This window comes from Agrobacterium tumefaciens (genome assembly GCF_009649785.1).
GTDB lineage: Bacteria > Pseudomonadota > Alphaproteobacteria > Rhizobiales > Rhizobiaceae > Agrobacterium > Agrobacterium tumefaciens.
In genome coordinates this window covers 26,555-53,045 of the sequence record NZ_WJOK01000024.1, presented here as the reverse complement: position 1 = coordinate 53,045, position 26,491 = coordinate 26,555, and the positions used below count along the sequence as shown (strand labels likewise).

At 59.7% G+C, this 26,491-nt stretch carries 26 protein-coding genes; 13 read left to right on the top strand and 13 right to left on the bottom strand.

Annotation, left to right across the window (positions count from 1 at the left end; genetic code table 11):
• The 3 genes from GH784_RS21770 to GH784_RS21760 are packed head-to-tail and all read right to left on the bottom strand — an operon-like array spanning window position 1 to window position 1,704.
• The gene (locus GH784_RS21770) at window positions 1–708 is read right to left on the bottom strand and encodes a TIGR02281 family clan AA aspartic protease (RefSeq protein ID WP_065702400.1); all 708 of its coding nucleotides are present in this window, start codon (window positions 706–708) and stop codon (window positions 1–3) included.
• Complete coding sequence (locus tag GH784_RS21765; RefSeq protein WP_065702401.1) at window positions 705–899, bottom strand: DUF1289 domain-containing protein; 195 nt, start codon at window positions 897–899, stop codon at window positions 705–707. Before GH784_RS21765 ends, GH784_RS21770 begins: the two co-directional genes overlap by 4 nt.
• Window positions 900–918: 19 nt before the next feature.
• The gene (locus GH784_RS21760; RefSeq protein WP_083211509.1) at window positions 919–1,704 is read right to left on the bottom strand and encodes an adenosylcobinamide-GDP ribazoletransferase; all 786 of its coding nucleotides are present in this window, start codon (window positions 1,702–1,704) and stop codon (window positions 919–921) included.
• A gap of 131 nt (window positions 1,705–1,835) precedes the next feature.
• Here GH784_RS21760 and cobT point away from each other — a divergent pair, with 131 nt between their 5' ends.
• Together cobT and GH784_RS21750 are read left to right on the top strand one after the other, a co-directional pair.
• A complete protein-coding gene (gene cobT / locus GH784_RS21755) occupies window positions 1,836–2,870 on the top strand; it encodes a nicotinate-nucleotide--dimethylbenzimidazole phosphoribosyltransferase (RefSeq protein ID WP_065702403.1) in 1,035 nt (344 codons plus the stop codon).
• Between the two features lie 8 nt (window positions 2,871–2,878).
• On the top strand, window positions 2,879–3,283 hold the full coding sequence (locus tag GH784_RS21750) for a diacylglycerol kinase (RefSeq protein WP_065702404.1): 405 nt from the start codon (window positions 2,879–2,881) through the stop codon (window positions 3,281–3,283).
• A gap of 16 nt (window positions 3,284–3,299) precedes the next feature.
• On the opposite strand, the gene pdhS2 is transcribed toward GH784_RS21750, so the two are convergent.
• Entirely contained in the window at window positions 3,300–4,835 is a 1,536-nt protein-coding gene (gene pdhS2, locus GH784_RS21745; protein ID WP_065702405.1) for a two-component system sensor histidine kinase PdhS2, read from the bottom strand.
• Between the two features lie 108 nt (window positions 4,836–4,943).
• On the opposite strand from pdhS2, the gene GH784_RS21740 reads away from it, so the two are divergent.
• From GH784_RS21740 to GH784_RS21725, 4 genes are all read left to right on the top strand, one after another.
• The gene (locus GH784_RS21740) at window positions 4,944–5,537 is read left to right on the top strand and encodes a thermonuclease family protein (protein ID WP_065702406.1); all 594 of its coding nucleotides are present in this window, start codon (window positions 4,944–4,946) and stop codon (window positions 5,535–5,537) included.
• Window positions 5,530–6,174 (top strand): uracil-DNA glycosylase family protein, encoded by a 645-nt coding sequence (locus GH784_RS21735; protein WP_194842988.1) that lies wholly within the window; start codon window positions 5,530–5,532, stop codon window positions 6,172–6,174. Before GH784_RS21740 ends, GH784_RS21735 begins: the two co-directional genes overlap by 8 nt.
• Window positions 6,175–6,244: 70 nt before the next feature.
• Window positions 6,245–6,733, top strand: a complete 489-nt coding sequence (locus GH784_RS21730; RefSeq protein ID WP_003507846.1) for an Lrp/AsnC family transcriptional regulator — start codon at window positions 6,245–6,247, stop codon at window positions 6,731–6,733.
• 291 nt (window positions 6,734–7,024) lie between these two features.
• Window positions 7,025–7,990: an aliphatic sulfonate ABC transporter substrate-binding protein gene (locus tag GH784_RS21725; RefSeq protein ID WP_065702539.1), complete on the top strand. Its 966-nt coding sequence runs from the start codon at window positions 7,025–7,027 to the stop codon at window positions 7,988–7,990.
• Window positions 7,991–8,091: 101 nt separating this feature from the next.
• Here the strand turns inward: GH784_RS21725 and GH784_RS21720 are convergent, their stop codons facing one another.
• The 5 genes from GH784_RS21720 to GH784_RS21700 form a co-directional block, all read right to left on the bottom strand.
• Window positions 8,092–8,916: a class I SAM-dependent DNA methyltransferase gene (locus GH784_RS21720; RefSeq protein ID WP_025593927.1), complete on the bottom strand. Its 825-nt coding sequence runs from the start codon at window positions 8,914–8,916 to the stop codon at window positions 8,092–8,094.
• 84 nt (window positions 8,917–9,000) lie between these two features.
• A complete protein-coding gene (locus GH784_RS21715) occupies window positions 9,001–9,267 on the bottom strand; it encodes an usg protein (RefSeq protein WP_003516070.1) in 267 nt (88 codons plus the stop codon).
• Between the two features lie 168 nt (window positions 9,268–9,435).
• The gene (locus GH784_RS21710) at window positions 9,436–10,266 is read right to left on the bottom strand and encodes an ABC transporter permease (RefSeq protein WP_003516068.1); all 831 of its coding nucleotides are present in this window, start codon (window positions 10,264–10,266) and stop codon (window positions 9,436–9,438) included.
• Window positions 10,263–11,066 (bottom strand): ABC transporter permease, encoded by an 804-nt coding sequence (locus GH784_RS21705; protein ID WP_003516067.1) that lies wholly within the window; start codon window positions 11,064–11,066, stop codon window positions 10,263–10,265. The genes GH784_RS21710 and GH784_RS21705 overlap by 4 nt, the downstream gene beginning before the upstream one ends.
• Window positions 11,067–11,179: 113 nt before the next feature.
• Complete coding sequence (locus GH784_RS21700) at window positions 11,180–11,953, bottom strand: ABC transporter substrate-binding protein (protein ID WP_065687228.1); 774 nt, start codon at window positions 11,951–11,953, stop codon at window positions 11,180–11,182.
• A 341-nt stretch (window positions 11,954–12,294) separates the two neighbouring features.
• Between GH784_RS21700 and GH784_RS21690 the strand changes: the two genes are divergently transcribed.
• Complete coding sequence (locus GH784_RS21690) at window positions 12,295–14,523, top strand: OmpA family protein (RefSeq protein WP_065702407.1); 2,229 nt, start codon at window positions 12,295–12,297, stop codon at window positions 14,521–14,523.
• Between the two features lie 202 nt (window positions 14,524–14,725).
• Here the strand turns inward: GH784_RS21690 and GH784_RS21685 are convergent, their stop codons facing one another.
• The gene (locus GH784_RS21685) at window positions 14,726–15,649 is read right to left on the bottom strand and encodes a pseudouridine-5'-phosphate glycosidase (protein WP_003516064.1); all 924 of its coding nucleotides are present in this window, start codon (window positions 15,647–15,649) and stop codon (window positions 14,726–14,728) included.
• 31 nt (window positions 15,650–15,680) lie between these two features.
• Window positions 15,681–16,622 (bottom strand): carbohydrate kinase family protein, encoded by a 942-nt coding sequence (locus tag GH784_RS21680; RefSeq protein ID WP_065702408.1) that lies wholly within the window; start codon window positions 16,620–16,622, stop codon window positions 15,681–15,683.
• Between the two features lie 246 nt (window positions 16,623–16,868).
• Here GH784_RS21680 and recA point away from each other — a divergent pair, with 246 nt between their 5' ends.
• The 3 genes from recA (at window position 16,869) to GH784_RS21665 (ending at window position 21,314) form a co-directional block, all read left to right on the top strand.
• A complete protein-coding gene (gene recA / locus GH784_RS21675; protein WP_003516062.1) occupies window positions 16,869–17,960 on the top strand; it encodes a recombinase RecA in 1,092 nt (363 codons plus the stop codon).
• 231 nt (window positions 17,961–18,191) lie between these two features.
• Entirely contained in the window at window positions 18,192–20,855 is a 2,664-nt protein-coding gene (gene alaS, locus GH784_RS21670) for an alanine--tRNA ligase (protein WP_153793747.1), read from the top strand.
• A gap of 75 nt (window positions 20,856–20,930) precedes the next feature.
• A complete protein-coding gene (locus GH784_RS21665) occupies window positions 20,931–21,314 on the top strand; it encodes a VOC family protein (protein ID WP_026331055.1) in 384 nt (127 codons plus the stop codon).
• 77 nt (window positions 21,315–21,391) lie between these two features.
• Here GH784_RS21665 and GH784_RS21660 read toward each other — a convergent pair whose 3' ends face one another.
• A complete protein-coding gene (locus GH784_RS21660; protein WP_003516054.1) occupies window positions 21,392–22,018 on the bottom strand; it encodes a glutathione S-transferase family protein in 627 nt (208 codons plus the stop codon).
• A gap of 335 nt (window positions 22,019–22,353) precedes the next feature.
• A complete protein-coding gene (locus GH784_RS21650; RefSeq protein ID WP_003516051.1) occupies window positions 22,354–23,568 on the bottom strand; it encodes an NADP-dependent isocitrate dehydrogenase in 1,215 nt (404 codons plus the stop codon).
• A 216-nt stretch (window positions 23,569–23,784) separates the two neighbouring features.
• On the opposite strand from GH784_RS21650, the gene GH784_RS21645 reads away from it, so the two are divergent.
• The 3 genes from GH784_RS21645 to murI all read left to right on the top strand — a co-directional run bounded on the left by GH784_RS21645 (window position 23,785) and on the right by murI (window position 26,138).
• On the top strand, window positions 23,785–24,315 hold the full coding sequence (locus tag GH784_RS21645; protein ID WP_003516050.1) for a hypothetical protein: 531 nt from the start codon (window positions 23,785–23,787) through the stop codon (window positions 24,313–24,315).
• A gap of 175 nt (window positions 24,316–24,490) precedes the next feature.
• The gene (locus tag GH784_RS21640; protein ID WP_003516049.1) at window positions 24,491–25,333 is read left to right on the top strand and encodes an RNA methyltransferase; all 843 of its coding nucleotides are present in this window, start codon (window positions 24,491–24,493) and stop codon (window positions 25,331–25,333) included.
• Window positions 25,317–26,138: a glutamate racemase gene (gene murI, locus GH784_RS21635; RefSeq protein ID WP_065702410.1), complete on the top strand. Its 822-nt coding sequence runs from the start codon at window positions 25,317–25,319 to the stop codon at window positions 26,136–26,138. Before GH784_RS21640 ends, murI begins: the two co-directional genes overlap by 17 nt.
• Window positions 26,139–26,491 lie beyond the last annotated feature (353 nt).

Here is a 26,491-nt window from a genome sequence, read left to right as displayed (position 1 = left end):
TTACCTGTCTCGCAATCTCAACTCATCGGTCTGCATCTGCATCGAACCAAGCGTCGACAGGAAGCTCATGCCGAGCAGGCTCTGGCCCAGTTGGCCATCCTGCGCGACGAGGGCGGGGATGTTGTTCCGCGCGATCGGGCCGATGCCGATCTCGGACAGGGTGACGGGCGCTGCCGCCGTGCGGCCGTTCGCGGTCATCACCGGCACGGTGTAGCGCAGTTTCGTGGTGTCGATGCCGATGGCGGCGGCATCGGCATTGGCCAGCACCACGGAGCTCGCGCCGGTATCGAACAGCATGTGGATCGTTTTGCCTTCAATGCTGACATTCGCCTCGAAATGGCCGCTCATCGATTTGTGCAGTATGATCTCCTGTTCGCCGCCAGCGGTCGTCACCACCACCGCGCGGCCGGGCATCAGGCCACCCAGCAGCCGGTCGGCGAAGGATTGCAGGTCGTAGCGATAGAGATAGACGGATACGAGGCCGAGGATAATCACGAGCCAGATGGCGAGTTGCCGGACAACGCTTGCGAAGCTGCCGCGGCTTCCCGCCAGAATGCCGACGGATAGCAAGCCCGCAATCGGCAGGAGATAGACGATCTGCCCGAATTTCTCGTTGTCGATGCCGAAGGTGCGGCCGCTGTCGTGATTGACGAGAAGCAGGCCGAGACCCACGGCCAGCAAGAGGAGAACGAAAGTCAGCCTGTTCATGCGGTGTGCGTCTCCCTGAAGGTGTCCTTGCCTGTTTTTGCCAGTCTTTCGGGAAGCGCCTGCATGATCATGCGGCGCTTTTCGTCGCTATAGGTTGCCCAGCCGCCGATCTCGTCCAGCGTGCGTCCGCAACCGATACAGAGGCTGTTTGTGGCGTCGAGGGAGCAGATATGAATGCAGGGTGTTTCCATGGGGATCTATATCAGTCTGTCACGTCGCAAGGGCAAGAGCGACGAGAGTAACGATCTCCGTGATCTGCTGGCTGGCGCCGATGGTGTCGCCGGTGTGGCCGCCGATCTTGCTGACACAGAGCCTGCCGCACAGCATCGTCGCGAGGCAGGCAGCCGCCAGAACGACTACGATCGACACAAAGGGCAGGGCATGCAGCGTGAAAAGCACAAGCAGCAGCAACCCTGTTGCGAGCGCGATGTTGCGCTCGCTTTCCCCGGGTTGGCCGGCGCCGGCGGCGATGCCGGAGGTTTTGGCGGCGGGCAGTGACTGCCAGTGCCATACCATCAGGGCGCGGCTCACCACCAGCGCGGCAATCAGGCAGGCGGCGGCGGTTTTGGCAGGCAGGGTTTCTATAAGCGATGCGAGTGCCGTGGCGCGCAGTGCAAAGGACAGGACCATGGCGATCGTGCCATAGCTGCCAATGCGACTGTCCTTCATGATCTCAAGCGTTTTCGACTTGTCCTTGCCGCTGCCGAAGCCATCGGCCATATCCGCCAAGCCGTCTTCGTGCAACGCACCGGTTATGAGCGCGGTGACGGCGATGGCAAGCCAGCCGGTGAGCTGCGGTGAGGCGTCGAACTTCGCTAATGCCACCACGAGCACAGCAGCGGGCAGGGCGATCAGGAGGCCTGCTGCGGGAAAAGCGCGTGCTGTCCGGCGCATCGATGGACCGTCACCTTCACCGAAAAAGCGCGATGGGACCGGCAGGCGGCTGAGAAAGGCAACGGAATGCATGACATCTGTTATAAAATCCCCGGCCTTCATGCTCTCTCCGCTGCTGTGCTTGCATTTCCGGTTGTTCCGCGGCGCGTCCGCGATTATGAGAGGCGCAACAAAGACCGATTTGCCGGAAAACACAAGTTTCCGCCAACCCGACGACGAGAAAGACAGATACCATGAGCATGAGCGGATTGCCCTTCGACGATTTCCGCGCGCTGCTGCGCGAGCTTCCCGGCCCGGATACGCATGCGCTGGTCGCGGCCAAGGAGCGCAATGCGCAACTGACGAAACCGGCCGGTTCGCTCGGTCGGCTGGAAGAAATCGCCATGTGGCTTGCCGCATGGTCGGGCCGCTCGCCCGCCGTCACCCGTCCGCTGGTGGCGATTTTCGCCGGTAATCATGGCGTCACCCGGCACGGCATCACGCCCTATCCGACATCCGTGACGCAGCAGATGGTGGAGAATTTTGCGGCAGGCGGTGCGGCGATCAACCAGATTTGCGTCACCAACGATCTCGGTCTGAAGATTTTCGATCTGGCACTTGACTACCCGACCGGCGACATCACCTGCGAGCCTGCCCTTTCCGAGCGCGATTGCGCCGCCACCATGGCCTTCGGCATGGAGGCGATTGCTGGCGGTACCGACCTTCTCTGCGTTGGCGAAATGGGCATTGGCAACACCACCATCGCAGCGGCGATCAATCTGGCGCTTTATGGCGGTACGGCGGAAGAGTGGACCGGTCCCGGCACTGGCTCTGAAGGCGAGGTCATGGCCCGCAAGATCGCGGCGGTGAAGGCTGCCGTCGAGTTCCACAGGGACCATCTGTCCGATCCGCTCGAAATCATGCGCCGTCTCGGTGGCCGTGAGATTGCGGCGATTGCCGGCGCCATCCTTGCCGCCCGCGTGCAGCGCATTCCCGTGCTGATCGACGGTTATGTGGCGACTGCCGCTGCCGCGCTGTTGAAGGCTGCCAATCCTTCCGCGCTCGACCATTGCCTGATCGGCCATGTCTCCGGTGAACCGGGCCATCTGGCTGCCGTCGAGAAACTTGGCAAGACGCCGCTTCTGGCGCTGGGCATGCGGCTTGGCGAGGGCACGGGTGCCGCTTTGGCCGCCGGCATCGTCAAGGCTGCCGCCGCCTGCCATTCCGGCATGGCGACTTTCGAAGCTGCCGGTGTCGATACTGGTACCCATTCCCACACTGAGCATTGAGGGCGAAGATGGACGCAACGCCGCATAAGAAGCAACCGGAACCTGCCTTCCGTAAGGAAAAGGGATGGCGGCATCTTTTTGCTGCTGCCCGCTATTCCTTGCAGGGGCTTGGACGGCTGTGGCAGGAAGCGGCGTTCCGGCACGAGGTTCTCGCCTTCGGCGTCGGCCTTGCCCTGCTTCTGGTCGCTGGCACGCCGTTTGCGCATCTTCTCGTCTTTACGGTGCTGATGCTGCTTTTGTTCGCCGTCGAGGCGCTCAATACCGCGATTGAGGAGTTGGTGGATCGCATCTCGCCGGAAATCTCTTCCGTCGGGCGGCACGCCAAGGATCTCGGTTCTTTCGCCGTCTTCTGCCTTTTGACGGCAAACGGATTTTTCGTGCTTTATTCGCTGGTGACGACGCTGTTCTTCTGAACGGCAGATTTGATGCTTAGGCGAAGGACCGGCGGCGTGGCTGGATGGCGTGGGTTTCCTCCACGGCTGGCAGGCTTTGCAGCACACGTTTTGCCGGCAGGATGGCGATGCCTTCGGTGCCTTCACGCAATTTCGATTTCAGGATGAACTGGCCGTCATGCTTGGCAAGGATGGCCTGAACGATGGGCAGGCCGAGCCCGGTTCCCTGTTCGGCGCTCTTGATCGCGATCGATCCCTGACCGAAGGCAGACAACACCACGGGGATTTCTTCCTCTGGAATACCGGGGCCGTTGTCCTTGATCGACACATATTGCCCGCCACCCGCCGTCCAGCCAGCCTTCACGAGGATTTCACCGCCCTGCGGGGTGAATTTGACGGCGTTGGAGAGCAGGTTGAGGATGACCTGGCGGATCGATTTTTCATCCGCCCAGACCTGCGGCAGGCTGCTCTCGAACTGCTGCGAAATCCTGATGGTCTTGGCGCGGGCGCGAAGCTGGATCATGCCGATGCAATCTTCGGCGATCTCAAGCATCGAGACCGCTTCCTCATTGAGGTCGTAGCGGCCGGCCTCGATACGCGACAGGTCGAGGATTTCGTTGATAAGGTCGAGCAGATGCTGGCCGGAACGGTGGATGTCGCCGGAATATTCCTTGTAGAGCGGATTGTTGAGCGGACCGAGTACCTCTGCGGACATGACCTCGGAGAAGCCGAGAATGGCGTTGAGCGGGGTTCGCAGCTCGTGCGACATGGAGGCGAGAAAGCGCGATTTCGCCAGATTGGCCTCTTCCGCACGCCGCCGCGCCTCATCCGACATCGAGTTGGCGACTTCGAGTTCGGCGATCAGATCATCTTTTTCAGTCTGTGACGACAGCAGCTTGATGCTGGTCTGATAAAGCCGGCTGGTAATGCGATGACAGAAGAGGATCGCCATGCCGAACATCAGGGCGAGGCCAACATCGAAGGGATCACGGGAGACGACGGAGGTGACGCACAGCGCCGCCAGCACCGGCAGGAAGGTCATGAAGGTGGCCCGCCGCAGCATGAAATTGGCCATGGCGGTAAGCGAAAGCGCGATCAGCAGCGTCGCGCCCTTGAAGAAAAGAACGAGTGCCGGGTTGTTGCGCACCGGTTCGGCCAAGGCGAACATTGCCCAGGCGCAACCGATGAGGATCTGCATGGCAAGGAAGAGATTGCGCCACTTCGGCAGATTTTCGGCCGTGATCCCCTGTTTGGCGGCTCTTTTGGCCAGCACCAGAGACATGGCATGGAAACTCAGCGCAATGAGCGACCAGATGATCAGCCCTATGTCACCCGTGATATACAAACCGATGATAGAGGCGAATACGATGAAAAGCGGCATGATCATCGCGCCCTGAAGGGCTTCTGCGATGTGCATCGTCAGCATTTCACGTTCATAGGCTTCGCTGCCGCCAGCGCCTTGCTGCAAGCGTTCACGCGTCGTCTTCACCGTGTCGAAAACAGCCTTGTTACGGTGCTTTCGTGAACGGTCGACGATGATCTTATCGGGGGACGTGCTGACGCTTTTACTCATTGTTACAACGCAGGTGACATGAACCCTTTGCAGGCTACGCACAAAATCTTAAGAAGATGCTGCCGTGAAAGGATTTGTTTGCCATTTCTGACAAGGGTTTGTTGTGACATGAGACGAAATGGAGGCAGGCGCGGCTTTTTCTCGACTTTTCGCGACGGCGGGCTTTTCCTTGCCACCGTTTTTCTCGGCATTCTGATTGCCGCCAAGCTCGATCAGATCAATAGCGAGACCCATACCGGCCGTTTCTTCGTGATCGATGGCGATACGCTTTCAAAGGGCGAGGACCGGTTCCGGCTGCTCGGCATCGATGCGCCGGAGCTTTCGCAGACGTGCCGGCGCGGCAGCGAAACCTGGCCATGCGGCGCGGAGGCGCGCCGCGTTCTGCAACAGATGATGGAAGGCACGACCTTTTCCTGTTCCGGCAGTTCCAGGGACCGTTACGGACGGCTGCTGGTCTATTGCTCGGCGGGAGACCGGGATGTGTCCTCGGAAATGGTGGCGTCGGGTTTTGCCATCGCTTCAGGTTATTTCCAGTTCTCCGGCGAACAGGCGCTGGCGCGCAAAGAAGCTCGCGGCATATGGGCCGGAGAATTCGAAAAACCGGCAGAGTGGCGGCGCGAACATCGCGCAGCGGATTTGCAAACGCCCGCCGCGGGTTTCCTCACCATCATCCGTCATCTTCTGGGATGGAATCATGGCTGAGGCGGATCGAGCCCTGCCGATGAATGACGACAGGTTGGACGGGCTGCGGGGCGCGATTTCCCTCTGTCGCATCTGTCGCGACACCCCGACCTACGGACGCCTGCCGCACGAACCCCGACCGGTCGTGGTGATGTCGACCAGGGCGCGTATCCTGATTGCAGGGCAGGCGCCCGGGCTTCGCGTGCATGAAACGGGTGTGCCTTTCAACGATGCTTCCGGCGACAGGCTGCGCCAGTGGCTGAATGTTGATCGTGAGACATTCTACGATCCGGACCGCTTCGCCATCGTGCCCATGGGGTTCTGTTTCCCCGGCTATGACGACAAGGGCAGTGACCTGCCGCCTCGACGCGAATGTGCGCCGCAGTGGCGGGAGAAGGTGCTGGCGGCGATGCCGCAGGTGGAGCTGGTCCTTGCCATCGGTCAATATGCCCAGGCCTTTCATCTCGGCGAAAGACGGCGGAAAACCATGACCGAGACTGTGTACGACTGGCGCAGCTACTTTCATTCAAATTCGGGACCAGCCATTTTGCCGCTGCCGCATCCGAGCTGGCGCAACACCGGCTGGCTGAAGAAGAATCCGTGGTTTACCGAGGAGCTGCTTCCTGTTCTGCGAGAACATGTGGAAATGCGACTTTAGTGAAACAATTTTCTGTTTTTCTCTAAAAATTAGTGTATTGAAAGGAAATTAATTCAGGAGGGTAGACGCATTGGATCGCCTAGACCGTAAGATTTTGCGCATTCTGCAAGAGGATTCCACGCTGGCTGTCGCTGATCTGGCGAAAAAGGTCGGCCTTTCCACGACGCCCTGTTGGCGGCGTATCCAGAAGATGGAAGAGGACGGTGTCATCCGCCGGCGCGTGGCGCTGCTGGATCCGGTCAAGGTCAACACCAAGGTCACCGTTTTCGTCTCCATCCGCACTGCCTCCCATTCCATCGAATGGCTGAAGCGGTTTTCCGAGGTGGTGTCCGAGTTCCCCGAAGTCGTCGAGTTTTACCGCATGAGCGGCGATGTCGATTATCTGCTGCGCGTTGTCGTGCCTGACATCGCGGCCTATGACGCCTTCTACAAGCGCATGATTGCCAAGATCGAAATTCGTGACGTGTCGTCTGCCTTTGCGATGGAACAGATCAAATATACGACGGAACTGCCGCTCGATTACATGCTGCTGGATAATCCCAAATCCGGCGAGGAATGATCCCGGCTGATCAGGCTTTTTGAATAATGCCCTTTCCGGCTGCCGGGGAGGGCATTTTTCGTTGGGCAGTTTGCTTTTCCGCAAGCACTCAAGTCGGCCATCTGGCGGTTGTCCGGGGAATGCACACTCCTGGCGTACCGAGGCGGCCAGGCAATCTTATTCCGCCTGCGACGGCAAATTAGCACATTCAATTCTCTTTGCACTGGTGCCGCGCAAAGTGGGATTTTGATAAAATCACTCGAATATCTACGCTTTGTATATCTGATGATGGCAACAGCGAAGGATATCCACATGCTCACACGACGCGGAACATTGGGACTGATTGCGGGTGCAACGGGGGCGGCGTTCCTGCCGCATATCCGGCGGGCTGGAGCCGCGACCACCACGTTACGGATCGGCTGGCAGAAGAATGGCGTGATCGCTTTGGCAAAGAGCCAGGGCGCGCTTGAAGCGCTGTTGAAGGATCGCGGCATTGAGGTCAAATGGTCGGAGTTCTCCTCCGGGCCGCCGCTTCTTGAAGCGCTGGGCGCAGGTGCGCTGGATATCGGACCGACGGGCGATGTGCCGCCGCTTTTCGCGCAGGCTGCCGGTGGCAATCTGCGCTATGTGGGAACTTACAAGGGCGCCGCCGGTGGATCGGCAATCCTTGTGCAGAAGGATTCGCCGCTGAAGACGCTGGCCGACCTCAAGGGCAAGAAGGTGGCTTTCAAGCGCGGCTCCAGCGCCCATAACGTCACTGTCAAAGCATTGCGAAAGGCCGGTCTGACGCTGAACGACATAACATCCATCGACCTTGCCCCGCCGGATGCGGCGGCCGCTTTCCGAAGCGGCAGCATCGATGCCTGGTCGATCTGGGATCCTTATTTTGCCGTGGCGGAAAAGGAGCCGACGACACGGGTTCTCACGACTGCCGAAGGTATTGTTGATCCCTGGAGCTATTTCCTTGCCAATGGCGACTTCGTGGAAGGCAATCCCGACCTCGTGCCGCTGCTCCTCAAGGAACTCGCAAGCGTCGGCGCAAAGGCTCAGGCCAATATCGATGAGACTGCAAAATTGCTGGCGGCGATAACCGGCGTCCCGCAGGATGTCACCAAGGTGTCGCTGACGCGTCCGGGAGCGGATCTGGGGCGTGTCTCGCTGGTTTCGGATGAGGCCATCAGCTATCAGCAGGCGCTGGCCGACGAGTTCTACGATCTGAAAATCGTGCCGAAGAAACTCAAGGTTACCGATATCGTCTGGCGTCCGAAAGCGAGTTGAGCCGGGCGAAAGCTGAGTCTCTTCAATCGTCTGGCTGTTGTTGCTGAGAGATTGATTCAGGCAAGCGTTCCATGTCAGGAGCGCTTGCCTCTGCCTCTGCCTCAGCCCTTGAGCCTGGCAATCACCAGATGGCCGGGTGTGGGGTTGCCGTCCTGCATGCGCACGTTGATATCGGTGACTTCGACTATGTCGAAACCGGTCGCTGCCAGTCTTTCCCGAACATAGGTTTCGGCGTGGGCGAAACGCTGGTGCGGGCCGACCATATAGGGACGTCCGGCCATGGTTGCTTCGGGCAGCGTTTCCGACGAGAAGATCAGCAGGCCACCAGGGACGAGGTTTTCAGCGGCGCCGAAAAACAGCGGTTCCAGCGCGCCAAGATAGGGCAGCACATCGGTTGCGGTGATGATGTCGAAGGGCTCGTCGTCATTGTCTTCGAGAAAGTCCTCGGCTTCGGCGACATAGAGCGTCTCGTAGAGGTCCTTCTCGTGGGCGATCTCGACCATGTTTTCGGAAATGTCGATGCCGGTGATGTCATCAGCCATGTCGCGCAGCGCTTCGCCGGTGAGGCCGGTGCCGCAGCCGAGATCGAGCAGGCGCTTGAAGGGGCCGAGATCGAGCGTTTGCAGGCGCTGGCGCACCATCATCGGCACTGCATAACCGAGCTGTTCGACAAGAATATCCTCGAAGGCTTCGGCGTGCTGGTCGAACAGGGTTTCGACATAGGCGTCGGGCGCTTTGGAAGGCGGTTCGCCGCGGCCCATGGCGGCGATGCGAACGGCTGCGCCGCCGTGATCGTCCGGGTCGATGGCCAGAACCTCTTCATAGGCCTTCACCGCCGCGTCAACATCGCCGGCTTTTTCAAGCGCGAGCGCGCGGTTATAGGCTTCGGCAAGCGCCTCTTCGTCAATTTTCTGGTTCTTCGTCATCGTGCGGTATCCGTCAGCATCTTCAGTTGAAGTCTGCTGTAAGCCGCAAGACGGACGGGCGCAATGCTTATGTGGCGATGGGCCTCAGTGGAGAATGAACTCTCCTTTCAGTGCGCGCCATTCCTGCGCCGAGATCACCTGCCGGTGCACATAGCGGACCGAGTGCAACGGACCGTCTAGCTTTTCCTGCCAGAATTTGAGGAAACCGTGCATTTCGGGGAAATCCGGGGCGAGATCATAGTCCTGCCAGACATAGGTCTGGAGAACCAGCGGATGGTCCGGCATGCGATAAAAAATCTGGGCGGTGGTGAGGCCGTAGCCCCTCAGCATCATTTCCATTTCCTTGTTCATGTCGGCTGTTCCCGTTCTCATGATTGCCGATCACAGCGTTGTCGCTGTATCTGATATGGGAACACGACAGGGTTAACCCAACCTTGCCAAAGGTCTGGGTTGTCACAAAATAGTTATATTTTTCAAAATGTTGGCAGTCTTCTCTGTTGAGTGCTGCCAACCGTGCCCCTAGCGCTTGAGATGGCGTGTCAGGCGGGCTTCGAGCCATGCCCAGACATGCCGGAGCGTCTCGACGATCGTCAGGTAGAAGATCGCCGCCCAGAGATAGGCCTGATAATCGAATGTGCGGGAGAACGCATAGCGCGTCTGTCCCATCAGGTCGAAGACCGTGACGATGGAGACCACTGCCGAACCCTTGATCATCAGGATGATCTCGTTGCCGTAGGGGCGCAGAGCCACGATGAGGGCCTGCGGCAGAATGACCTTGCGGAAGGTGATGAATTTCGACAGGCCGAGCGAGGCCGCACCTTCAATCTGGCCGCGTGGCACGCTTCGGATCGCGCCCCTCAGAATTTCGGCCTGATAGGCGGCGGTGTTGAGGGTGAGCGACAAGAGGCCGCAATACCAGGCCTCGCGGAAGAACCACCACAGGCCAACGGTTTCCAGCCCCTGACGGAAACTGCCGAGACCGTAATAGATCAGGAAAAGCTGCGCCAGCAGCGGGGTGCTGCGAAAAACGTAGACATAGGCATAGGCCAGCGCGCTGATGACGCGATTTTCCGACATGCGGGCGAAGGCGATCGGCACCGAGAGAAGTGCGCCGAGGATGATCGAACTGCCAACTAGCGTAATGGTGGTGATGAGGCCATCGATATAACGCGGCCCGTAACGTTCGAATTTCGCCCAGTCCCAGCCTTCGATCATCGCAAAGATCAGCCCGGCGGCCAGCAGCAGCCAGAGCGTTATGACGGCGATGCCGACGACGCGCGATATGTTGAGGGGCTTGTCTGTGGCAACCGGCGCGGGGCGCGGCGGAATGAGTTCCTGAACATGGCTCATCGGCTTGCCTCCGACTTGCGCGACCAGCGATCGATGAAGCCGATGCCGATGGAGGAGAGCAGAGCGAGGATGAGGTAGAGCAGGCAGGCGATGCCGTAGAAGAAGAAGGCTTCCTTGCTGACGCGGGCAGCGATGCCGGTCTGGCGCACGATATCGGCAAGGCCGATGATCGAGACGTAAGAGGTATCCTTGAGCAGGATGACCCAAAGGTTGGTCATGCCGGGCAGGGCGATCCTTACCAGCTGCGGAATGATGACAAGCACCATGGTGTGGCCGCGCGAGAGGCCGAGTGCATGTCCAGCCTCATATTGGCCCTTTGGGATGGCCTTGAAGGCGGATAGCAACACTTCCGAGGAATAGGACGAAAACACCACTGACAGCGCGACCATGCCCGCCACGAAGGCGTTGATCTCTACCGGGCCGGTTATCCCGACATAACCGGCGGCCGATTGCAGCAGCATCTGTATGCCGTAATAGACGATGAACAGCGTCAGGAGTTCCGGCAGGCCGCGGAAGATGGTGGTATAGACACCGGCCGCCAGCCGCAGCGATTTTTCCTCCGATTGCGCGGCGAGCGCAATGAGGAAACCGATCACAAGCCCGACGGGCAGGGTGGCGAGCGCCAGCGAGATCGTTACCTTGACGCCGAAGGCGATTTCGTCGCCCCAGCCGGCATCGCCACAGGTGACGAGGGTGCCGTTTCCGAAAAGCGTGAAGAGACCGACCGGCCCACAGAAAGGGTCGAGAAGTGTCGAGACATAGGTCCAGAACGCACCTATGGCGGAAAATGCTCCGCTCATGCCAGTTTTCCCCCGCGGTCTTAAGCCGCCGTGATTGTTATGGTTACGTTTTCAAACAAAAATGGCGGAAGGGCAAGCCTTCCGCCACCAGATTTCAACAGGCGACGCGCCGCTTACTGGCCGTAAACGTCGAAATCGAAGTATTTCTTGTTGATTTCCTGGTACTTGCCGTTGGCGCGGATGCCGGCGATGGCAGCCGTGAACTTGTCGGCGAGAGCCGTATCGCCCTTGCGAACGGCTACGCCTGCACCATTGCCGTTGATCTCGACATCCACCGGAAGCGGCGTCAGGATCTTGCAGCACTTGCCTGCATCCGATTTCAGCCACTCCGACAGGACGACGATATCGTCGATGACGGCGTCGATGCGGCCGTTGGCGATGTCGAGCTTATATTCGTCGGCGGTCGGGTACATTTTCAGGTCGGAACCCGGGAAGTGCTTTTCTGCATAGTTGGAGTGGGTCGTGGAACCCTGCGCGCCGAGCGACTTGCCCTTCAGGTCGTCGACGGACTTGATCGGCGAATCCTTCGGTACGGCGATTGCCGGCGGGGTGTTGTAATATTTCTTGGAGAAATCGACCTTCTGGAGACGCTCCGGCGTGATCGACATGGACGCGATGATGGCGTCGAATTTCTTTGCCTGCAGGGCGGGGATGATGCCGTCCCAGTCATTGGTGACGAAGGTGCATTCAGCCTTCATTTCGACGCACAGCGCCTTGGCGATGTCGATGTCGAAGCCGGTCAACGTACCGTCGGCTTCCAGATTGTTGAAGGGCGGGTAGGCGCCTTCCGTGCCGATGACGATCTTGTCCTGCGCGAGGGCCGCGCCGGAAAACAGGGAGATGGCGGCAATCGATGCGGCTGCGAGCAGACGGGTGGAAATAGGCATTTCGATCCTCTCTTTTGGTCGTTCATCCGCAGTCTGTTGTTGTTTTCAGTGCGGACGTCGTGAGCGCAGGCGCAACAGAACGGGTTGCCATTCGTGGCCTTCAGCGCGCGGCAATTATTCGTCCGGTTGGTCAAAAAATGCAACTGCAATATTAGCGCCCTCTTTTTCGTCGCGGAGCTTTCACGAAATGGCCTTGATCTGTTCATTTCCGGTACAGAACGCTTTGGTCATCATGGGAACCGAAGCGTATGCAAGGCGTTGACCAGCGCCTGCACGCGCGGCCGGATTCACAATGTCGCGGCATAAGCGGCGTACAACGATTGGCAGATGAGGAAGCACCGATGCTGAAGAAGAACACATTGCTGACGGGGGTGGTTTTCCCCCTCATGTCGCTGGCGATCGCGGTGGAGCCGGCCGCCGCCGGTTATGCCGGCGCCGCATGGACGCAAACGCAAATGCCCCAGGCAAAGGCCCCGGTGATATTGGCACAGGCGCAGCCGCAGGCGGAGGAGCAGAACCCGGAAGAGCTGCTGCGCAAGCAACGCCAGCAAGCAGAAGAGGCGCAGCCGAAGCCAGAGCCAGAGCCGAAAAAGCAGGAGCAGGCTCCGGAACCGCAGCGCGAACAGCCGAAGGCTGAAGCCGCACCGGCCGAACCGCGTCCTGAACCCAAGCGTGAAGCTCAGCCCGAGCCGCAACGCGAGCCTCAGCCGGAACCGAAACGGCAGCCGCAGCAGCGCGAAGCCCAACCGGAACCGGCGCCAGCTGAACAGCCACCCGCCCGCAAGCAGCGCCCGCAGCCTGAGCCCGAAGCCGCACCTGCACAAGCCGAGCAGCAGCCGCAGGAACGGCCGCGCAAACCGGCTAGAGCCGAGCAGCCGGCAGGTGAGGGCGAGCAACGCCCCGCGCGTCCGCGCAAGCCGGAGCCGGCGGCCGAACAGCCAGCCGCACGCCCTGAAAATACCGAGCAGCCGGCGAAACAGCGCGAGCCCGCCGCCGAGAAAAAGCCGGTAGAGGAAAAGGCGCCCGCTCCAGCACCGGAACCGAAATCGGAACCCGCCGAAAAGGCCGTTCCGGAGAAAAAGCCAGCGGCTCCTGAGCCAGCTGTAAAGGAGGCTCCTGTTCCAACGGAAGCGCCGACACCGGCACGGCCACCGGCTCCGGAAGCTCAGCCCAATCCTGCGCCCGGCCAGCAGCCTTCTGAAAAGCAGCCGGTAGAAGGCCAGGGCAAGACGGAGCCTGCAGCGCCGCTGCCGGGTACTCCGACACCTCCGCCGCCAAGCGGCGCCACGACAGGACAGGCGCCTGCCGGCGAAGCCGTTCCTAATCAGGTCGCCATTCCGCAGACGGAAGCGCCTCCGACGACGAAGCAGGAACTGGACAAGGCCAAGGCTATCGCCAAGGACCCGTCCAAGACTGCCGACACCGTCATTCTGCCCGTCGACAAGGGTGCCGCCGTTCTCGACAGCGACAAGGAAGTGGAGCGCTCCGGTAACAACCAGGCACGCGAGCAACGCCGCCGCGAGCGTGAGCAGGCCGGTGACGTGAAGGTGCCGACTTCCGACGCCGAAGCGCAGCGCGCCGGTGCTGCCGGAGGCAAGGCTCCGCCGCCCGTGAAGATGGAGGCGATTACCTCTCAGCAGGGTGAGCGTGTCGACCGCCGTCCGCAATATGACCGGCCGGAAGGTGCGCGGGAATGGCAGCCGCGCGAAGGTGGCCGGCGCGATCAGGATCGCGATGCGCCGATCATCCTGCAATTCGGTGACCGCGTGGTTGTGCGCGGCGACGACAATCAGCGCTTCATCCGCGATGGCGGCGAGCCCTATTACGAGCGCCTACCCGGCGGACGTGTCCGCGAGACCGTCGAGCGTCGCGACGGCACGCAGGTGGTGACGATCCGCAACCGCTATGGCGACGTCATCCAGCGTTCGCGCATCGACGACCGTGGCCGGGAATATGTTCTGTTCTATGCACCGGAACTGATGGACGAACCGGACCGTGAATATGTCTATCGCGATCCCGGCCTCGACCTGCCGCCGATGCGTCTGCGCATTCCGGTTCGTGACTACATCATCGACACGTCGAGCGATCCGGACCGCGATTACTACCGCTTCCTGGAGCAGCCGCCGGTCGAGCCGGTGGAGCGTGTCTACTCGCTGGATGAAGTGCGTTATTCGGCCCGTATCCGCGACAAGGTGCGCCGTATCGACCTCGATACGATCACATTTGCCACTGGAAGCGCTGACATTCCGATGGCGCAGGCCCGTTCGCTGCGGAAGGTAGCGGATGCGATCAACAAGGCGCTGGCAAAAAACCCGGCGGAAACCTTTCTGATCGAAGGCCACACCGACGCCGTTGGTTCGGATGAAAGCAACCTTGTTCTTTCCGACGAGCGTGCCGCTTCCGTCGCCAATGTCCTGACCGATGTTTACGGCATTCCGCCGGAAAACCTGGCGACGCAAGGCTACGGCGAGCGTTACCTGAAGGTTCAGACACTCGGCCCGGAACAGCAGAACCGCCGCGTCACCATCCGCCGCGTGACACCGCTGGTAAGACCGGTCGCCCAGAACTGATAAGGTTCAGGAACTGAAAAATGAAAGCCCGGAAAGCGCAAAGCTTTCCGGGCTTTTTTATTGGTAGCAAAGTTCCCAGGCCGACACATTATCCGTAACTCCGGACCAGATGCGGGGTCCGGCGTGATCAAATCCGGCATGACTGGGATGCTTCTCACCCTGCCATCATCCTCAAATTTGAGGATAATCCAGCCTCTAACGCTTAGTTAAGCGCCACAGCAATCTCTGCTGCGAGCTGGGCATTGTTGCGTACCAGCGCGATATTGGTCGCGAGGCTGCGGCCGTCGGTCAGGCGGAAGATATCGCCGAGCAGGAAGGGCGTGACGGCCTTGCCGGTGATGTCCTCGCGCTCGGCGTGGGAAATGGCGCGATTGATGTAGATTTCCATCTCCTCGCGCGGAATTTCGTCCTCTTCCGGCACGGGATTGGCAATCAGCATACCGCCATCGATGCCGAGCTGTTCGCGGGTCGTCTGAAAATTGGCGATGGCTGCAGGGCTGTTGAGCGACAGCGGGCTGGGAAGGCCCGAAGAACGCGACCAGAAAGCCGGGAACTCTTCCGAACCGAAAGTCACGACAGGCACGCCGTTGGTTTCGAGAACTTCCAGCGTCTTTGGGATGTCAAGAATGGCCTTGGCGCCGGCGCAGACGACGATCACGCCGGTTTTGGCAAGCTCGGTCAGATCGGCCGAAATATCGAAGGTCTCCTCCGCGCCCTTGTGCACACCGCCGATGCCGCCGGTGGCGAAAACGCGGATGCCGGCGCGGGCAGCGGCAATCATGGTGGCTGCCACTGTCGTGGCACCGGTGCGGCGCTCGGCAATCGCAAAGGCAATATCTGCGCGCGAGACCTTCATGGCGTCGGTGGTCTGGGCGAGCGCTTCGAGCTGCTCCTTCTCGAGGCCGATATGCAGCGTGCCGTGAATGACGGCGATGGTTGCCGGAACGGCTCCCTGATCGCGGATGATCTGTTCGACGCCTTCAGCCATCTCGATATTGCCGGGATAGGGCATGCCGTGGGTGATGATGGTCGATTCCAGCGCGACGATCGGCGCGCCGCGCTGTTTGGCAGCGGCAACCTCTTGCGAATAGACGATGGGCAGGAGCGGGGAGATGGGGCGGGTCATTCTGTTTGTTCCAGACTATAAGAAAACGGGTTCATGCCAGCATTTCGGCCTTGGGGACAAGCCCCAACATGGTCTCGACACTGTCTTTTGACAGGTCTTGGGCGGTGGCGAAAGGCGATTGCACGGTGATGGCGGCCGCAGCGGCACCCAGTCGCAGGGCCTCAGTGATGGTTTTGCCCTCCGCAATCGCCGCGAGATAACCTGACGCCATGGCGTCTCCGGCCCCGGTTACGTCTTTCACCTCGCGGATGATGGGTGGGTGGAGGCTTGCGGTTTGCGTCGCGTTGAAGGCTACCACTTCGCTTGCGCCACGGGTGATGACGCCGCCGGCAAGGCCTGCCCTGCGGAGAATGCCCGGCCAGTCGCGAACATTGTCTGCCGTCTGTCCTGTCAGCGCGCGCGCCTCTGCCTCGTTCATGAAGAGAATGTCGATATCGGCGAGCATGTCCTTCAGCTTCACCGCCTTGGCGGGCGAAATGGCGATGGCCGCAAGCGGCTTTTGGCAGGCGCGGGCAATGAGACCGAGCGCCTTCAACGTATCCTCCGGCAGATTGGCATCGCAAAGCAGAAGGTCGCTCGCGGTAATCGCGTCACGCACCGCGCGAACTTTGAGGCGGCGCGGCGAAAACAGCTTGTAAAGGTCCATATCCGCGAGTGCGATGACAAGATTGCCGTCGCGCTCCAGAATGGCGGTGTAGCTTGGCGTGCGGCGATCGAGGAAAACGAAGGGCGTATCTTCCACGCCCGCCTGCCTTGCTGCCTCGGCCACCGCTTCGCCGGTCACGTCACCGCCGCGCGGCGCGATGATACGGACGGCAAAACCGAGCCGGGAAAGATTGCGCGCCGCATTGAAACCGCCGCCGCCAGCCTCTTCCATCCATGAGCCAGGATTGCTGGCGCCGGGCGCCGTTTCAGTCTCGATCATGCCGCGCCTGTCTATATGCGCGCCGCCCAGAACGAGTATTTTCTTCACGCTTGTGTTTCCCTCTTTCGCGGATGGAAAAGGTGGACGATTCGCCCCAATCTTTTGTTTGTTCCCCTTCACATCCGGTCCGCAGCGATAGGCCGGACACGGAAAAACGAAAGCAGAACAAACCACTTATCGCTATTTGTTTTCAATATGCTGGCTGCGCCTTGCGATATGAGAACAAATAGAGTACATCCTATTTCCATACTGCTTCATTGCCTGTGCGGCTTCAATAACCTAAAGGTGGATCGGATGGCACAAAATTCTTTGCGTCTCGTAGAGGATAAATCGGTGGATAAAAGCAAGGCACTGGAAGCGGCGCTCTCCCAGATCGAACGGTCGTTCGGCAAGGGATCGATCATGAAGCTCGGTTCCAATGAAAACGTGGTTGAAGTAGAGACCATTTCGACGGGTTCTCTCAGCCTGGATATAGCGCTCGGTATCGGCGGTCTGCCGAAGGGGCGTATCGTTGAGATTTACGGCCCGGAAAGCTCCGGTAAGACGACGCTTGCGTTGCAGACGATCGCGGAAGCCCAGAAAAAGGGCGGCATCTGCGCCTTCGTGGATGCAGAACACGCGCTCGATCCGGTCTATGCCCGCAAGCTCGGTGTGGATTTGCAGAACCTTCTGATCTCGCAGCCGGATACGGGCGAGCAGGCGCTTGAAATCACCGATACGCTGGTGCGCTCCGGTGCCGTCGACATTCTGGTGGTGGACTCGGTTGCGGCGCTGACGCCGCGTGCCGAAATCGAAGGTGAGATGGGCGACAGCCTGCCGGGCCTTCAGGCACGTCTGATGAGCCAGGCGCTGCGCAAGCTGACCGCCTCGATCTCCAAGTCGAAGTGCATGGTGATCTTCATCAACCAGATCCGCATGAAGATCGGCGTCATGTTCGGTTCGCCGGAAACGACGACGGGTGGTAATGCGCTTAAATTCTACGCCTCGGTGCGTCTCGACATTCGCCGTATCGGCGCCGTCAAGGAGCGTGAAGAGGTTGTCGGCAACCAGACCCGCGTCAAGGTCGTCAAGAACAAGATGGCACCGCCTTTCAAGCAGGTGGAATTCGACATCATGTATGGCGAAGGTGTTTCCAAGACCGGCGAGCTTGTCGATCTCGGCGTGAAAGCCGGTATCGTCGAGAAATCCGGTGCATGGTTCTCCTATAACAGCCAGCGTTTGGGGCAGGGGCGTGAAAATGCCAAGACCTTCCTGCGCGACAATCCGGAAATGGCAAGCGAGATCGAACTGGCGCTGCGCCAGAACGCCGGTCTGATCGCCGATCGGTTCCTGCAGAATGGCGGCCCGGAAGCCGGCGAAAGCGACGACGGTCCCGACGAGGGCTGATGCATTCGAAGGTCCGGGCGTTCGCGCCCGGTGGCTTTGCCGGCGTGAGCCGGTATGGATCAAAAGGGTCGTGCGATTTTCCTCGCGTGGCCCTTTTTCTTTGCCTAGACGCCTTGGTGCGCCTCCATGGCTGGACAGGGCAGGATGCGGACGATAAAAGCCTTTGATTTTGCAAGATAGCCATCATTCGGGATGGCGGTGATGGACTCCAGCTGTGAGCGGTGTGTGGGCATGAGCGGTGTGAATGAAATTCGGTCGACCTTTCTCGACTACTTCAAGAAGAACGGACACGAGATTGTGCCCTCCAGTCCGCTGGTGCCGCGCAACGATCCGACGCTGATGTTCACCAATGCCGGCATGGTGCAGTTCAAGAACGTCTTCACCGGTCTCGAAAGCCGTCCTTATTCCACGGCCGCTTCCGCGCAGAAATGTGTGCGCGCCGGTGGCAAGCATAACGACCTCGACAATGTCGGTTATACGGCGCGTCACCATACGTTCTTCGAAATGCTCGGCAATTTCTCCTTTGGCGACTATTTCAAGGAAGAGGCGATTACCCATGCCTGGAACCTGATCACCAAGGAATTCGGCATCGATCGCAACCGTCTGCTGGTCACGGTCTATCACACCGACGACGAGGCTTTTAATCTCTGGAAGAAGATCGCCGGTTTCTCTGACGATCGCATCATCCGTATTCCGACCAGCGATAATTTCTGGGCCATGGGCGATACCGGTCCGTGCGGTCCCTGCTCGGAAATCTTCTATGACCACGGCGATCATATCTGGGGCGGACCGCCCGGTTCACCGGAAGAGGATGGCGACCGTTTCATCGAAATCTGGAACCTCGTCTTCATGCAATATGAGCAGCTGACGAAGGAAGAGCGCATCGATCTGCCGCGCCCGTCTATCGACACCGGCATGGGTCTCGAGCGCATTTCGGCGTTGTTGCAGGGCAAACACGACAATTACGACACCGATCTGTTCCGGGCGCTGATTTCGGCCTCCGTCGAAGCGACCGGCGTTCCGGCAGAGGGCGAGAAGCGCGCCAGCCACCGCGTCATTGCCGATCATCTGCGCTCCTCCGCTTTCCTGATCGCCGATGGCGTCCTGCCGTCAAATGAGGGCCGTGGTTACGTTCTGCGCCGCATCATGCGCCGCGCCATGCGCCATGCCGAGCTTCTCGGTTCGCGCGAGCCGCTGATCTACAAGCTGCTGCCGGCGCTGATACAGCAGATGGGCCGCGCCTATCCGGAACTGGTTCGCGCCGAGGCGCTGATCTCCGAGACGCTGAAGCTTGAGGAAACCCGTTTCCGCAAGACGCTGGAACGCGGCCTGTCGCTGCTGTCTGACGCGACCTCGACCCTGCACAAGGGCGACATGCTGGACGGCGAAACCGCCTTCAAGCTTTACGATACCTATGGCTTTCCGCTCGATCTGACGCAGGATGCGCTGCGCGCCCGCGAAATCGGCGTCGATATTTCCGGCTTCACCGATGCCATGCAGCGCCAGAAGGCGGAAGCACGCTCGCACTGGGCTGGTTCTGGCGACAAGGCGACCGAAACGGTGTGGTTCGAACTGAAGGAAAAGCTCGGCGCGACCGAATTCCTTGGTTACGACACTGAAACAGCCGAAGGCGTCATTCAGGCGATCGTCAAGGACGGCAAGTCGGTGGATAGTGCTGCCGAGGGCGAGACGGTGCAGATCGTCGTCAACCAGACGCCATTTTATGGCGAGTCCGGCGGTCAGATGGGCGATACCGGCGTAATCTCAGGCGATAACGGCACCTTTACCGTTTCAGAAACCCAGAAGAAGGGCGAGGGCCTTTTCGTGCATTCCGGCACGGTGTCCAAGGGTGGATTGAAGCTCGATGACGCCGTGCAGCTGACGGTCGATCACGACCGCCGCTCGCGTCTGCGCGCCAACCACTCCGCCACCCACCTGCTGCATGAGGCGCTGCGCGAGGTTCTTGGCACGCACGTTGCTCAGAAGGGTTCGCTGGTCGCACCCGAGCGTCTGCGCTTCGACGTTTCGCATCCGAAGCCGATGTCGGCCGAGGAGCTGAAGGTCGTCGAGGAAATGGCAAACGAGATCGTCTTGCAGAACTCGCCTGTCGTGACGCGTCTGATGAGCGTTGACGACGCCATCGCCGAGGGTGCTATGGCACTGTTTGGCGAAAAATACGGCGATGAAGTCCGCGTTGTCTCCATGGGCACCGGTGTTCACGGTGCGAAGGCCAACCGTCCGTACTCGGTCGAGCTTTGCGGCGGCACCCATGTTGCCGCAACCGGCCAGATCGGCCTTATCCGCATTCTCGGCGAAAGTGCTGTCGGTGCGGGCGTGCGCCGTCTTGAGGCCGTAACGGGTCAGGGCGCGCTTGCCTATCTCTCCGAGCAGGATGAGCGCGTAAAGGCACTGGCCTCGTCGCTGAAGGTTCAGCCGGGCGATGTACTGTCGCGTGTCGAGGGACTTCTCGACGAGCGCAAGAAGCTGGAGCGCGAGCTTGCGGATGCCCGCAAGAAACTCGCAATGGGCGGCGGCTCGTCGGATGCCGGCGCAAACGACGTACAGCGGGTTGCGGGCGTCAATTTCCTCGCAAAATCCCTGTCCGGCATCGATGCCAAGGACCTCAAGGGTCTTGCAGATGAAGCCAAGGCAAATATCGGCTCCGGCGTCGTGCTGCTGATCGCCGTGTCCGCAGACGGCAAGGCAAGTGCTGTTGCTGCCGTGACCGAGGATCTGACTGGCCGTTTCAGCGCCGTCGATATCGTCCGCACGGCCTCTGCGGCCCTCGGCGGCAAGGGCGGCGGTGGACGCCCGGATATGGCGCAGGCCGGCGGCCCCGATGGCGCCAAGGCACAGGACGCCATCAACGCGGTGGCAGCGGCCCTGGCGGCCTGATCTGGATGAATTGAAAAAAGGCGGGGTTCTACCCCGCCTTTTTGATTCTGGATGTTGAAATCCGAAAGGAACGTGATGCGCTTTGTAAATCCCATCCCTTTCGTGTGCGATATCAACCGCTCCAGGGAGTTTTATCGTGACCGGCTCGGCCTGAAGGTTTTGGACGATTTCGGAAATTTCGTCCTCTTTGAAAGCGGCTTTGCAATCCATGAGGGGCGTTCGCTCGAACAGACGGTCTGGCGGACATCGCCGGACACGGACAAACCTTACGGCAGACGGAATCTGCTGCTCTATTTCGAACATGAGGATGTCGATGCGGCATTTCGGAATATTGCGCCGCATGTGGAGTTGATCCATCCCGTTGAACGGCAGGCATGGGGACAGAGAGTGTTCCGTTTTTATGATCCGGACGGGCATGCAGTCGAGATCGGCGAACCACTCGCCCAGTCCAACGAATAAGCCCGCTTCCAAAATCCGTTTTGTAACCCTTGCGAGCGCTGGTGCTCCGCTTTCAGGCGAAATGCCTGTCAGTTTCCTCAACCCGCCGCCTGCATATCCTTCGCTGCCGCTTCGTCAAGCTGGGTGGCCCGCTTGAAGGCGGGGCGGTCGGTCAGATGCGCCATATAGTCCGTGAAGGCCGGACGTTTTTCGATTGTGCCGAACTGCAGGCCCCAGCCGACATGGGCACCTACATAGACATCCGCCGCAGTGAAGTGATCGCCGGCAATGAAGCGGTTTTCGCTGACGGCACGTTCGAGCGTGTTGATCGCATCCGCATAGCTGCCGCAGCCAGCCATACGCAGCTTTTCCTGCGGCACCTCGAAACCCATCGCCTTCATGCTGGTTGTCATTTCCAACGGACCGGCAGCAAAAAACATCCAGCGGTAATAAAGTCCGCGCGCTTTCGGCGTCGGCGCAAGGTTGGCGCCCGGAAAGGCATCCGCCAGATAGGCGCAGATCGCTGCCGCTTCGGTGACAATGGTGTCGCCGTGTTTGATGGCGGGCACCTTGGCCATCGGATTGATCAGCCGATAGGCCGGCGATTTCATCGACGTCGAGAAGCCCAGTATCTCTGTCTTGTAGGGAACGCCCACTTCCTCGAGCATCCATCGCGCAATGCGTCCGCGCGACATGGGATTGGTGTAGAAGATCAATTCACTCATTGCTTTGCCTCCCCAAGCAAAATTGCAAAAGCATCATTGAAAACCCGCGCGCAGTTCGCGCTGACACGGTGCGTTTTTATAGTCCACAGCATTATCTGTTTTCCCGAAGGATCGCGCTGGTAACCACATGAATTTTTGACTGTGCCGGACAAGTTATGTGTCGTTTTATGCTGTTTCAGCTATATATTTTTATTTTTCTGACTGCGGCACGCTGTGGAATCGAAGTCTGCGCCTAGTGCAACATCTAAGCAAGATACTGTGAACAAAAAAAGAAACCCGGCGTTGCGGCCGGGTTTCCTTTTGTCGATATTTCAAACGGGCAGTGCCCCGTTCTTTTAAGCCGCCATCGCCGTCTTGAGGTTTTCATCGATCTTGTCGAGGAAGGCGGTGGTGGAGAGCCAGGGCTGGTCCGGACCGATGAGGAGCGCGAGGTCCTTGGTCATGAAGCCGCTTTCGACGGTGTCGACGCAGACGGTTTCGAGCGTTGCTGCGAACTTTGCGAGTTCTGCATTGTCGTCCAGCTTGGCGCGGTGGGCGAGGCCACGGGTCCAGGCGAAGATCGAAGCGATCGAGTTGGTCGAAGTTTCCTGACCCTTCTGGTGCTGGCGGTAGTGGCGCGTGACCGTGCCGTGTGCCGCTTCAGCTTCAACCGTGCGGCCGTCCGGCGACAGGAGAACGGAGGTCATCAGGCCGAGCGAACCGAAGCCCTGGGCAACCGTATCAGACTGCACGTCGCCATCGTAGTTCTTGCAGGCCCAGACGTAACCGCCGGACCACTTCAGAGCGGAGGCGACCATGTCGTCGATCAGGCGGTGTTCATAGATGATGCCGATTTCATCGAACTTCGCCTTGAACTCGGTCTGGTAGACTTCTTCGAAGATGTCCTTGAAGCGGCCGTCATAGGCCTTCAGGATGGTGTTCTTGGTGGACAGGTAAACCGGCCACTTGCGCATCAGGCCGTACATCATGGATGCGCGGGCGAATTCGCGGATGGATTCGTCAAGGTTGTACATTGCGAGTGCAACGCCAGCGCTCGGAGCGTCGAAGACGTCCTTTTCAATGACCTGACCGTCTTCACCGACGAACTTGATCGTCAGCTTGCCCTTGCCGGGGAACTTGAAATCGGTTGCCTTGTACTGGTCGCCGAAGGCGTGGCGGCCGACGACGATCGGCTTCGTCCAGCCGGGAACGAGGCGGGGAACGTTCTTGCAAATGATCGGCTCGCGGAAGATGACGCCGCCCAGAATGTTGCGGATCGTGCCGTTCGGGCTCTTCCACATCTGCTTCAGGCCGAATTCCTCGACGCGCTGCTCATCCGGCGTGATCGTCGCGCACTTGATGCCGACGCCGTGCTTCTTGATGGCATGTGCCGCATCGACGGTTACCTGGTCGTTGGTAGCATCGCGGTTTTCGACCGAGAGGTCATAATATTCGATGTCGAGATCGAGGTATGGCAGGATCAGCTTGTCCTTGATGAGCTGCCAGATGATACGGGTCATTTCGTCGCCGTCGAGATCGACGACTGGATTGGCTACCTTGATCTTTGCCATGAATTCCTCACCTTCGAAGCTGTGGCGCCTGGTGACGCCGGTATTCGGAAAAATATCCGGTGCGGCTATAGCATCGCGCGCGCCTGAGGCAAAGCCATGGGGGGCGCTTTTTTGGCGCGGTGCAATAACGCTTTGCGCATTGCCAAACCATATTGCCGGAATACAGTCAGGCGAATCGCTTCGCCCGCGCGTCGGGCCTACCTCCGGGATCACATCATGCGGAATATTCTGCTTCTGACTGCCGCCGTCCTCTTTTCCCACAGCGCCCTTGCGGCCGGCCCCGCCGATCCCGTCCAGAAGGTGATGGACATTACCGTCAAGAACTGGTCCGGCGATGCGGAAAACTGGAAATACATCTTCGACGAGGACATGCTGACCAGCCTGTTCAGCAAGGACTTCGTTGCCCAATACCGCGAAGCTTCCAAGAAGCCGGCCTACGAGGCGGAAAGCGGCGAGACCGGCGATCCCTTCGGCTACGATGTGGTGACCAACTCGCAGGATGGCTGTCCGCTGGTGGATGTTTCGGTAACGCCCGGTGAGGTGAAGGACGGCGTGACTGACGTGACGGCGAAGTTCAAGCTCTGGGCCTGCATGGATGAGGCAGAGATGAAGGCAACGGTCGACGAGGTGCATTTCGATGTCATCGAGGAAAACGGCCAGCCTGTCATCAGCGACATTCACCGGGTTGGAGACGAGGGCAGGGATTCGCTGCGCGCAGAGATGGCGGCGATCATCAAGGGCGAATAACAGGGCGTTCTGCCTGCCCCGGCTTTGATTTTGGCGCCGATCTGTGCCAGTGAAGCGCGATTTAGAGCATTTTCAGGAAAAGCGGCGACCGGTTTTCAGTCTGGAAATGCGCGAAAACCATAAAGCGCATCGGCCTGAAAAATCGATGCGGCGCTTCAGAAACTGGAAAACGACGATGGCAGGCACAAACAGCGAGCTTGAACTTGTGGCGGAAGGCCCGGCGATCATTCTGGTCGAACCGCAGCTCGGCGAAAATATCGGCATGGTGGCACGGGCAATGGCCAATTTCGGTCTTGCCGAACTTCGCCTCGTCAAGCCGCGTGACGGCTGGCCGAACGAGAAGGCGCGCGCCGCCGCTTCCAAGGCCGATCATGTCATCGACGGGACGAAGGTGTTCGAGACGCTGGAAGAGGCGATCAAGGATCTCAATTTCGTCTATGCCACGACCGCGCGGGAGCGTTACGGTTTCAAACCGGTTCGTGCCCCCGTCACCGCAGCCGGCACGCTGCGCGCGAAGTTCAAGGCGGGTGAAAGAACCGGCATCCTGTTCGGGCGTGAGCGCTGGGGCCTTACCAATGAAGAAGTGGCGCTGGCCGATGAGATCGTGACATTTCCGGTCAACCCCGCCTTTGCCTCGCTCAACATCGCGCAGGCCGTGCTTTTGATGTCCTATGAGTGGATGAAATCCGGCATGGACGATCTGGACGAGACGCTTTTCCAGCCCATCGAGCAGCGGCCCTCGACCAAGGAACAGGTCTTCGGCCTGTTCGAACACATTGAGGAGGCGCTCGATGCGCGCGGATATTTTCATCCGCCCGAAAAAAAGCCGAAAATGGTGGACAATCTGCGTGCGGTGCTGTCGAGACGCGGCTTTTCCGAGCAGGAAATCAGTGTTTTCCGTGGCGTGATCAGGTCACTCGATCGTTTTCCCCGGCAGTGGCCTAAGCAGGCAGGCCGGGCCGGAACGGCGGAGGGACCATTGTCGGAGAGGGCTGGGGAGAATGCTGAAGACGACTGAGGCTCTGGCCGATGTTCTCAAACCGGTGCTGGTATTCGATTCCGGCATTGGCGGGCTGACGGTACTGCGCGAGGCGCGCGTGCTGATGCCCGAGCGCGGTTTCATCTATGTGGCCGACGACGCCGGTTTCCCCTATGGCGGCTGGGAAGAGGAGGCGCTGAAAGCGCGCATTCTTTCGCTCTTCGAAAAGCTGCTTGAAGACTATAGCCCTGAAGTCTGCATCATTGCCTGCAACACCGCCTTCACACTGGCAGGCGCCGACCTTCGGGCGCGCTTCCCTGATATGACTTTCGTCGGCACCGTTCCAGCTATCAAACCTGCGGCCGAACGTACCCGTTCCGGTCTCGTTTCCGTGCTGGCAACACCCGGCACCGTCAAGCGCGCCTATACGCGCGATCTCATCCAGTCATTCGCCACGCAATGCCATGTTCGCCTCGTGGGGTCGGAAAATCTGGCGCGTATGGCCGAAAGCTGGATCAGGGGCGAACCGATCTCCGATGAAGCCGTGCTGGCGGAAATCGAGCCCTGCTTCATCGATAACGACGGCAAGCGCACCGATATCGTTGTTCTCGCCTGCACTCATTATCCCTTCATGGCCAATGTGTTTCGCCGGCTGGCGCCATGGCCGGTGGACTGGCTCGATCCGGCGGAAGCGATTGCCCGTCGCGCGCGCCACCTGGTGCCACTGCCGCAGGATGCGGAGCATCCAGATGGTTTCGATTTCGCCGTCTTCACTTCCGGCAAGCCGGATTTCGCCACACGGCGGCTGATGCAGGGTTTTGGCCTCAGCGTCTCGCTGAGCTGAACGGCTTGTTGCATTTTTGCATCTATTCTGCCGGACTTTTGCAATTCGAGATTGCGACCTCTTGTCGCGTCCGGCATCTCGTGTAAGATACATCTTGTCTGTAACCGCTATAAAAAGGAGGCGTGGAATGACTGACTATATGAATATGCGCCTTACCGGCATGTCTGGCTTTTCCGGCATGGTCGTCGGCGGTTACATGTCCCGAGGCATCGACCTCCGATAAGGCTTCCTGCCTGATTTCCCTGCCGTTTGGCATCTTCACTTCGTCTGACAGCTGAATTGTGCGTCCGCGCTACCGCGTGTTGCGCCCGCCGTTCCTGCATGTCGTTTTATCATCGATAAAGGACCTGGCT

Bases quoted from the DNA above. Each gene is read 5' to 3' on its own strand.
- GH784_RS21770 (WP_065702400.1), bottom strand. From the start codon at position 708: ATGAACAGGCTGACTTTCGTTCTCCTCTTGCTGGCCGTGGGTCTCGGC.
- GH784_RS21765 (WP_065702401.1), bottom strand. From the start codon at position 899: ATGGAAACACCCTGCATTCATATCTGCTCCCTCGACGCCACAAACAGC.
- GH784_RS21760 (WP_083211509.1), bottom strand. From the start codon at position 1,704: ATGAAGGCCGGGGATTTTATAACAGATGTCATGCATTCCGTTGCCTTT.
- cobT (WP_065702403.1), top strand. From the start codon at position 1,836: ATGAGCATGAGCGGATTGCCCTTCGACGATTTCCGCGCGCTGCTGCGC.
- GH784_RS21750 (WP_065702404.1), top strand. From the start codon at position 2,879: ATGGACGCAACGCCGCATAAGAAGCAACCGGAACCTGCCTTCCGTAAG.
- pdhS2 (WP_065702405.1), bottom strand. From the start codon at position 4,835: ATGAGTAAAAGCGTCAGCACGTCCCCCGATAAGATCATCGTCGACCGT.
- GH784_RS21740 (WP_065702406.1), top strand. From the start codon at position 4,944: ATGAGACGAAATGGAGGCAGGCGCGGCTTTTTCTCGACTTTTCGCGAC.
- GH784_RS21735 (WP_194842988.1), top strand. From the start codon at position 5,530: ATGGCTGAGGCGGATCGAGCCCTGCCGATGAATGACGACAGGTTGGAC.
- GH784_RS21725 (WP_065702539.1), top strand. From the start codon at position 7,025: ATGCTCACACGACGCGGAACATTGGGACTGATTGCGGGTGCAACGGGG.
- GH784_RS21720 (WP_025593927.1), bottom strand. From the start codon at position 8,916: ATGACGAAGAACCAGAAAATTGACGAAGAGGCGCTTGCCGAAGCCTAT.
- GH784_RS21715 (WP_003516070.1), bottom strand. From the start codon at position 9,267: ATGAACAAGGAAATGGAAATGATGCTGAGGGGCTACGGCCTCACCACC.
- GH784_RS21710 (WP_003516068.1), bottom strand. From the start codon at position 10,266: ATGAGCCATGTTCAGGAACTCATTCCGCCGCGCCCCGCGCCGGTTGCC.
- GH784_RS21705 (WP_003516067.1), bottom strand. From the start codon at position 11,066: ATGAGCGGAGCATTTTCCGCCATAGGTGCGTTCTGGACCTATGTCTCG.
- GH784_RS21700 (WP_065687228.1), bottom strand. From the start codon at position 11,953: ATGCCTATTTCCACCCGTCTGCTCGCAGCCGCATCGATTGCCGCCATC.
- GH784_RS21690 (WP_065702407.1), top strand. From the start codon at position 12,295: ATGCTGAAGAAGAACACATTGCTGACGGGGGTGGTTTTCCCCCTCATG.
- GH784_RS21685 (WP_003516064.1), bottom strand. From the start codon at position 15,649: ATGACCCGCCCCATCTCCCCGCTCCTGCCCATCGTCTATTCGCAAGAG.
- recA (WP_003516062.1), top strand. From the start codon at position 16,869: ATGGCACAAAATTCTTTGCGTCTCGTAGAGGATAAATCGGTGGATAAA.
- alaS (WP_153793747.1), top strand. From the start codon at position 18,192: ATGAGCGGTGTGAATGAAATTCGGTCGACCTTTCTCGACTACTTCAAG.
- GH784_RS21665 (WP_026331055.1), top strand. From the start codon at position 20,931: ATGCGCTTTGTAAATCCCATCCCTTTCGTGTGCGATATCAACCGCTCC.
- GH784_RS21660 (WP_003516054.1), bottom strand. From the start codon at position 22,018: ATGAGTGAATTGATCTTCTACACCAATCCCATGTCGCGCGGACGCATT.
- GH784_RS21650 (WP_003516051.1), bottom strand. From the start codon at position 23,568: ATGGCAAAGATCAAGGTAGCCAATCCAGTCGTCGATCTCGACGGCGAC.
- GH784_RS21645 (WP_003516050.1), top strand. From the start codon at position 23,785: ATGCGGAATATTCTGCTTCTGACTGCCGCCGTCCTCTTTTCCCACAGC.
- GH784_RS21640 (WP_003516049.1), top strand. From the start codon at position 24,491: ATGGCAGGCACAAACAGCGAGCTTGAACTTGTGGCGGAAGGCCCGGCG.
- murI (WP_065702410.1), top strand. From the start codon at position 25,317: ATGCTGAAGACGACTGAGGCTCTGGCCGATGTTCTCAAACCGGTGCTG.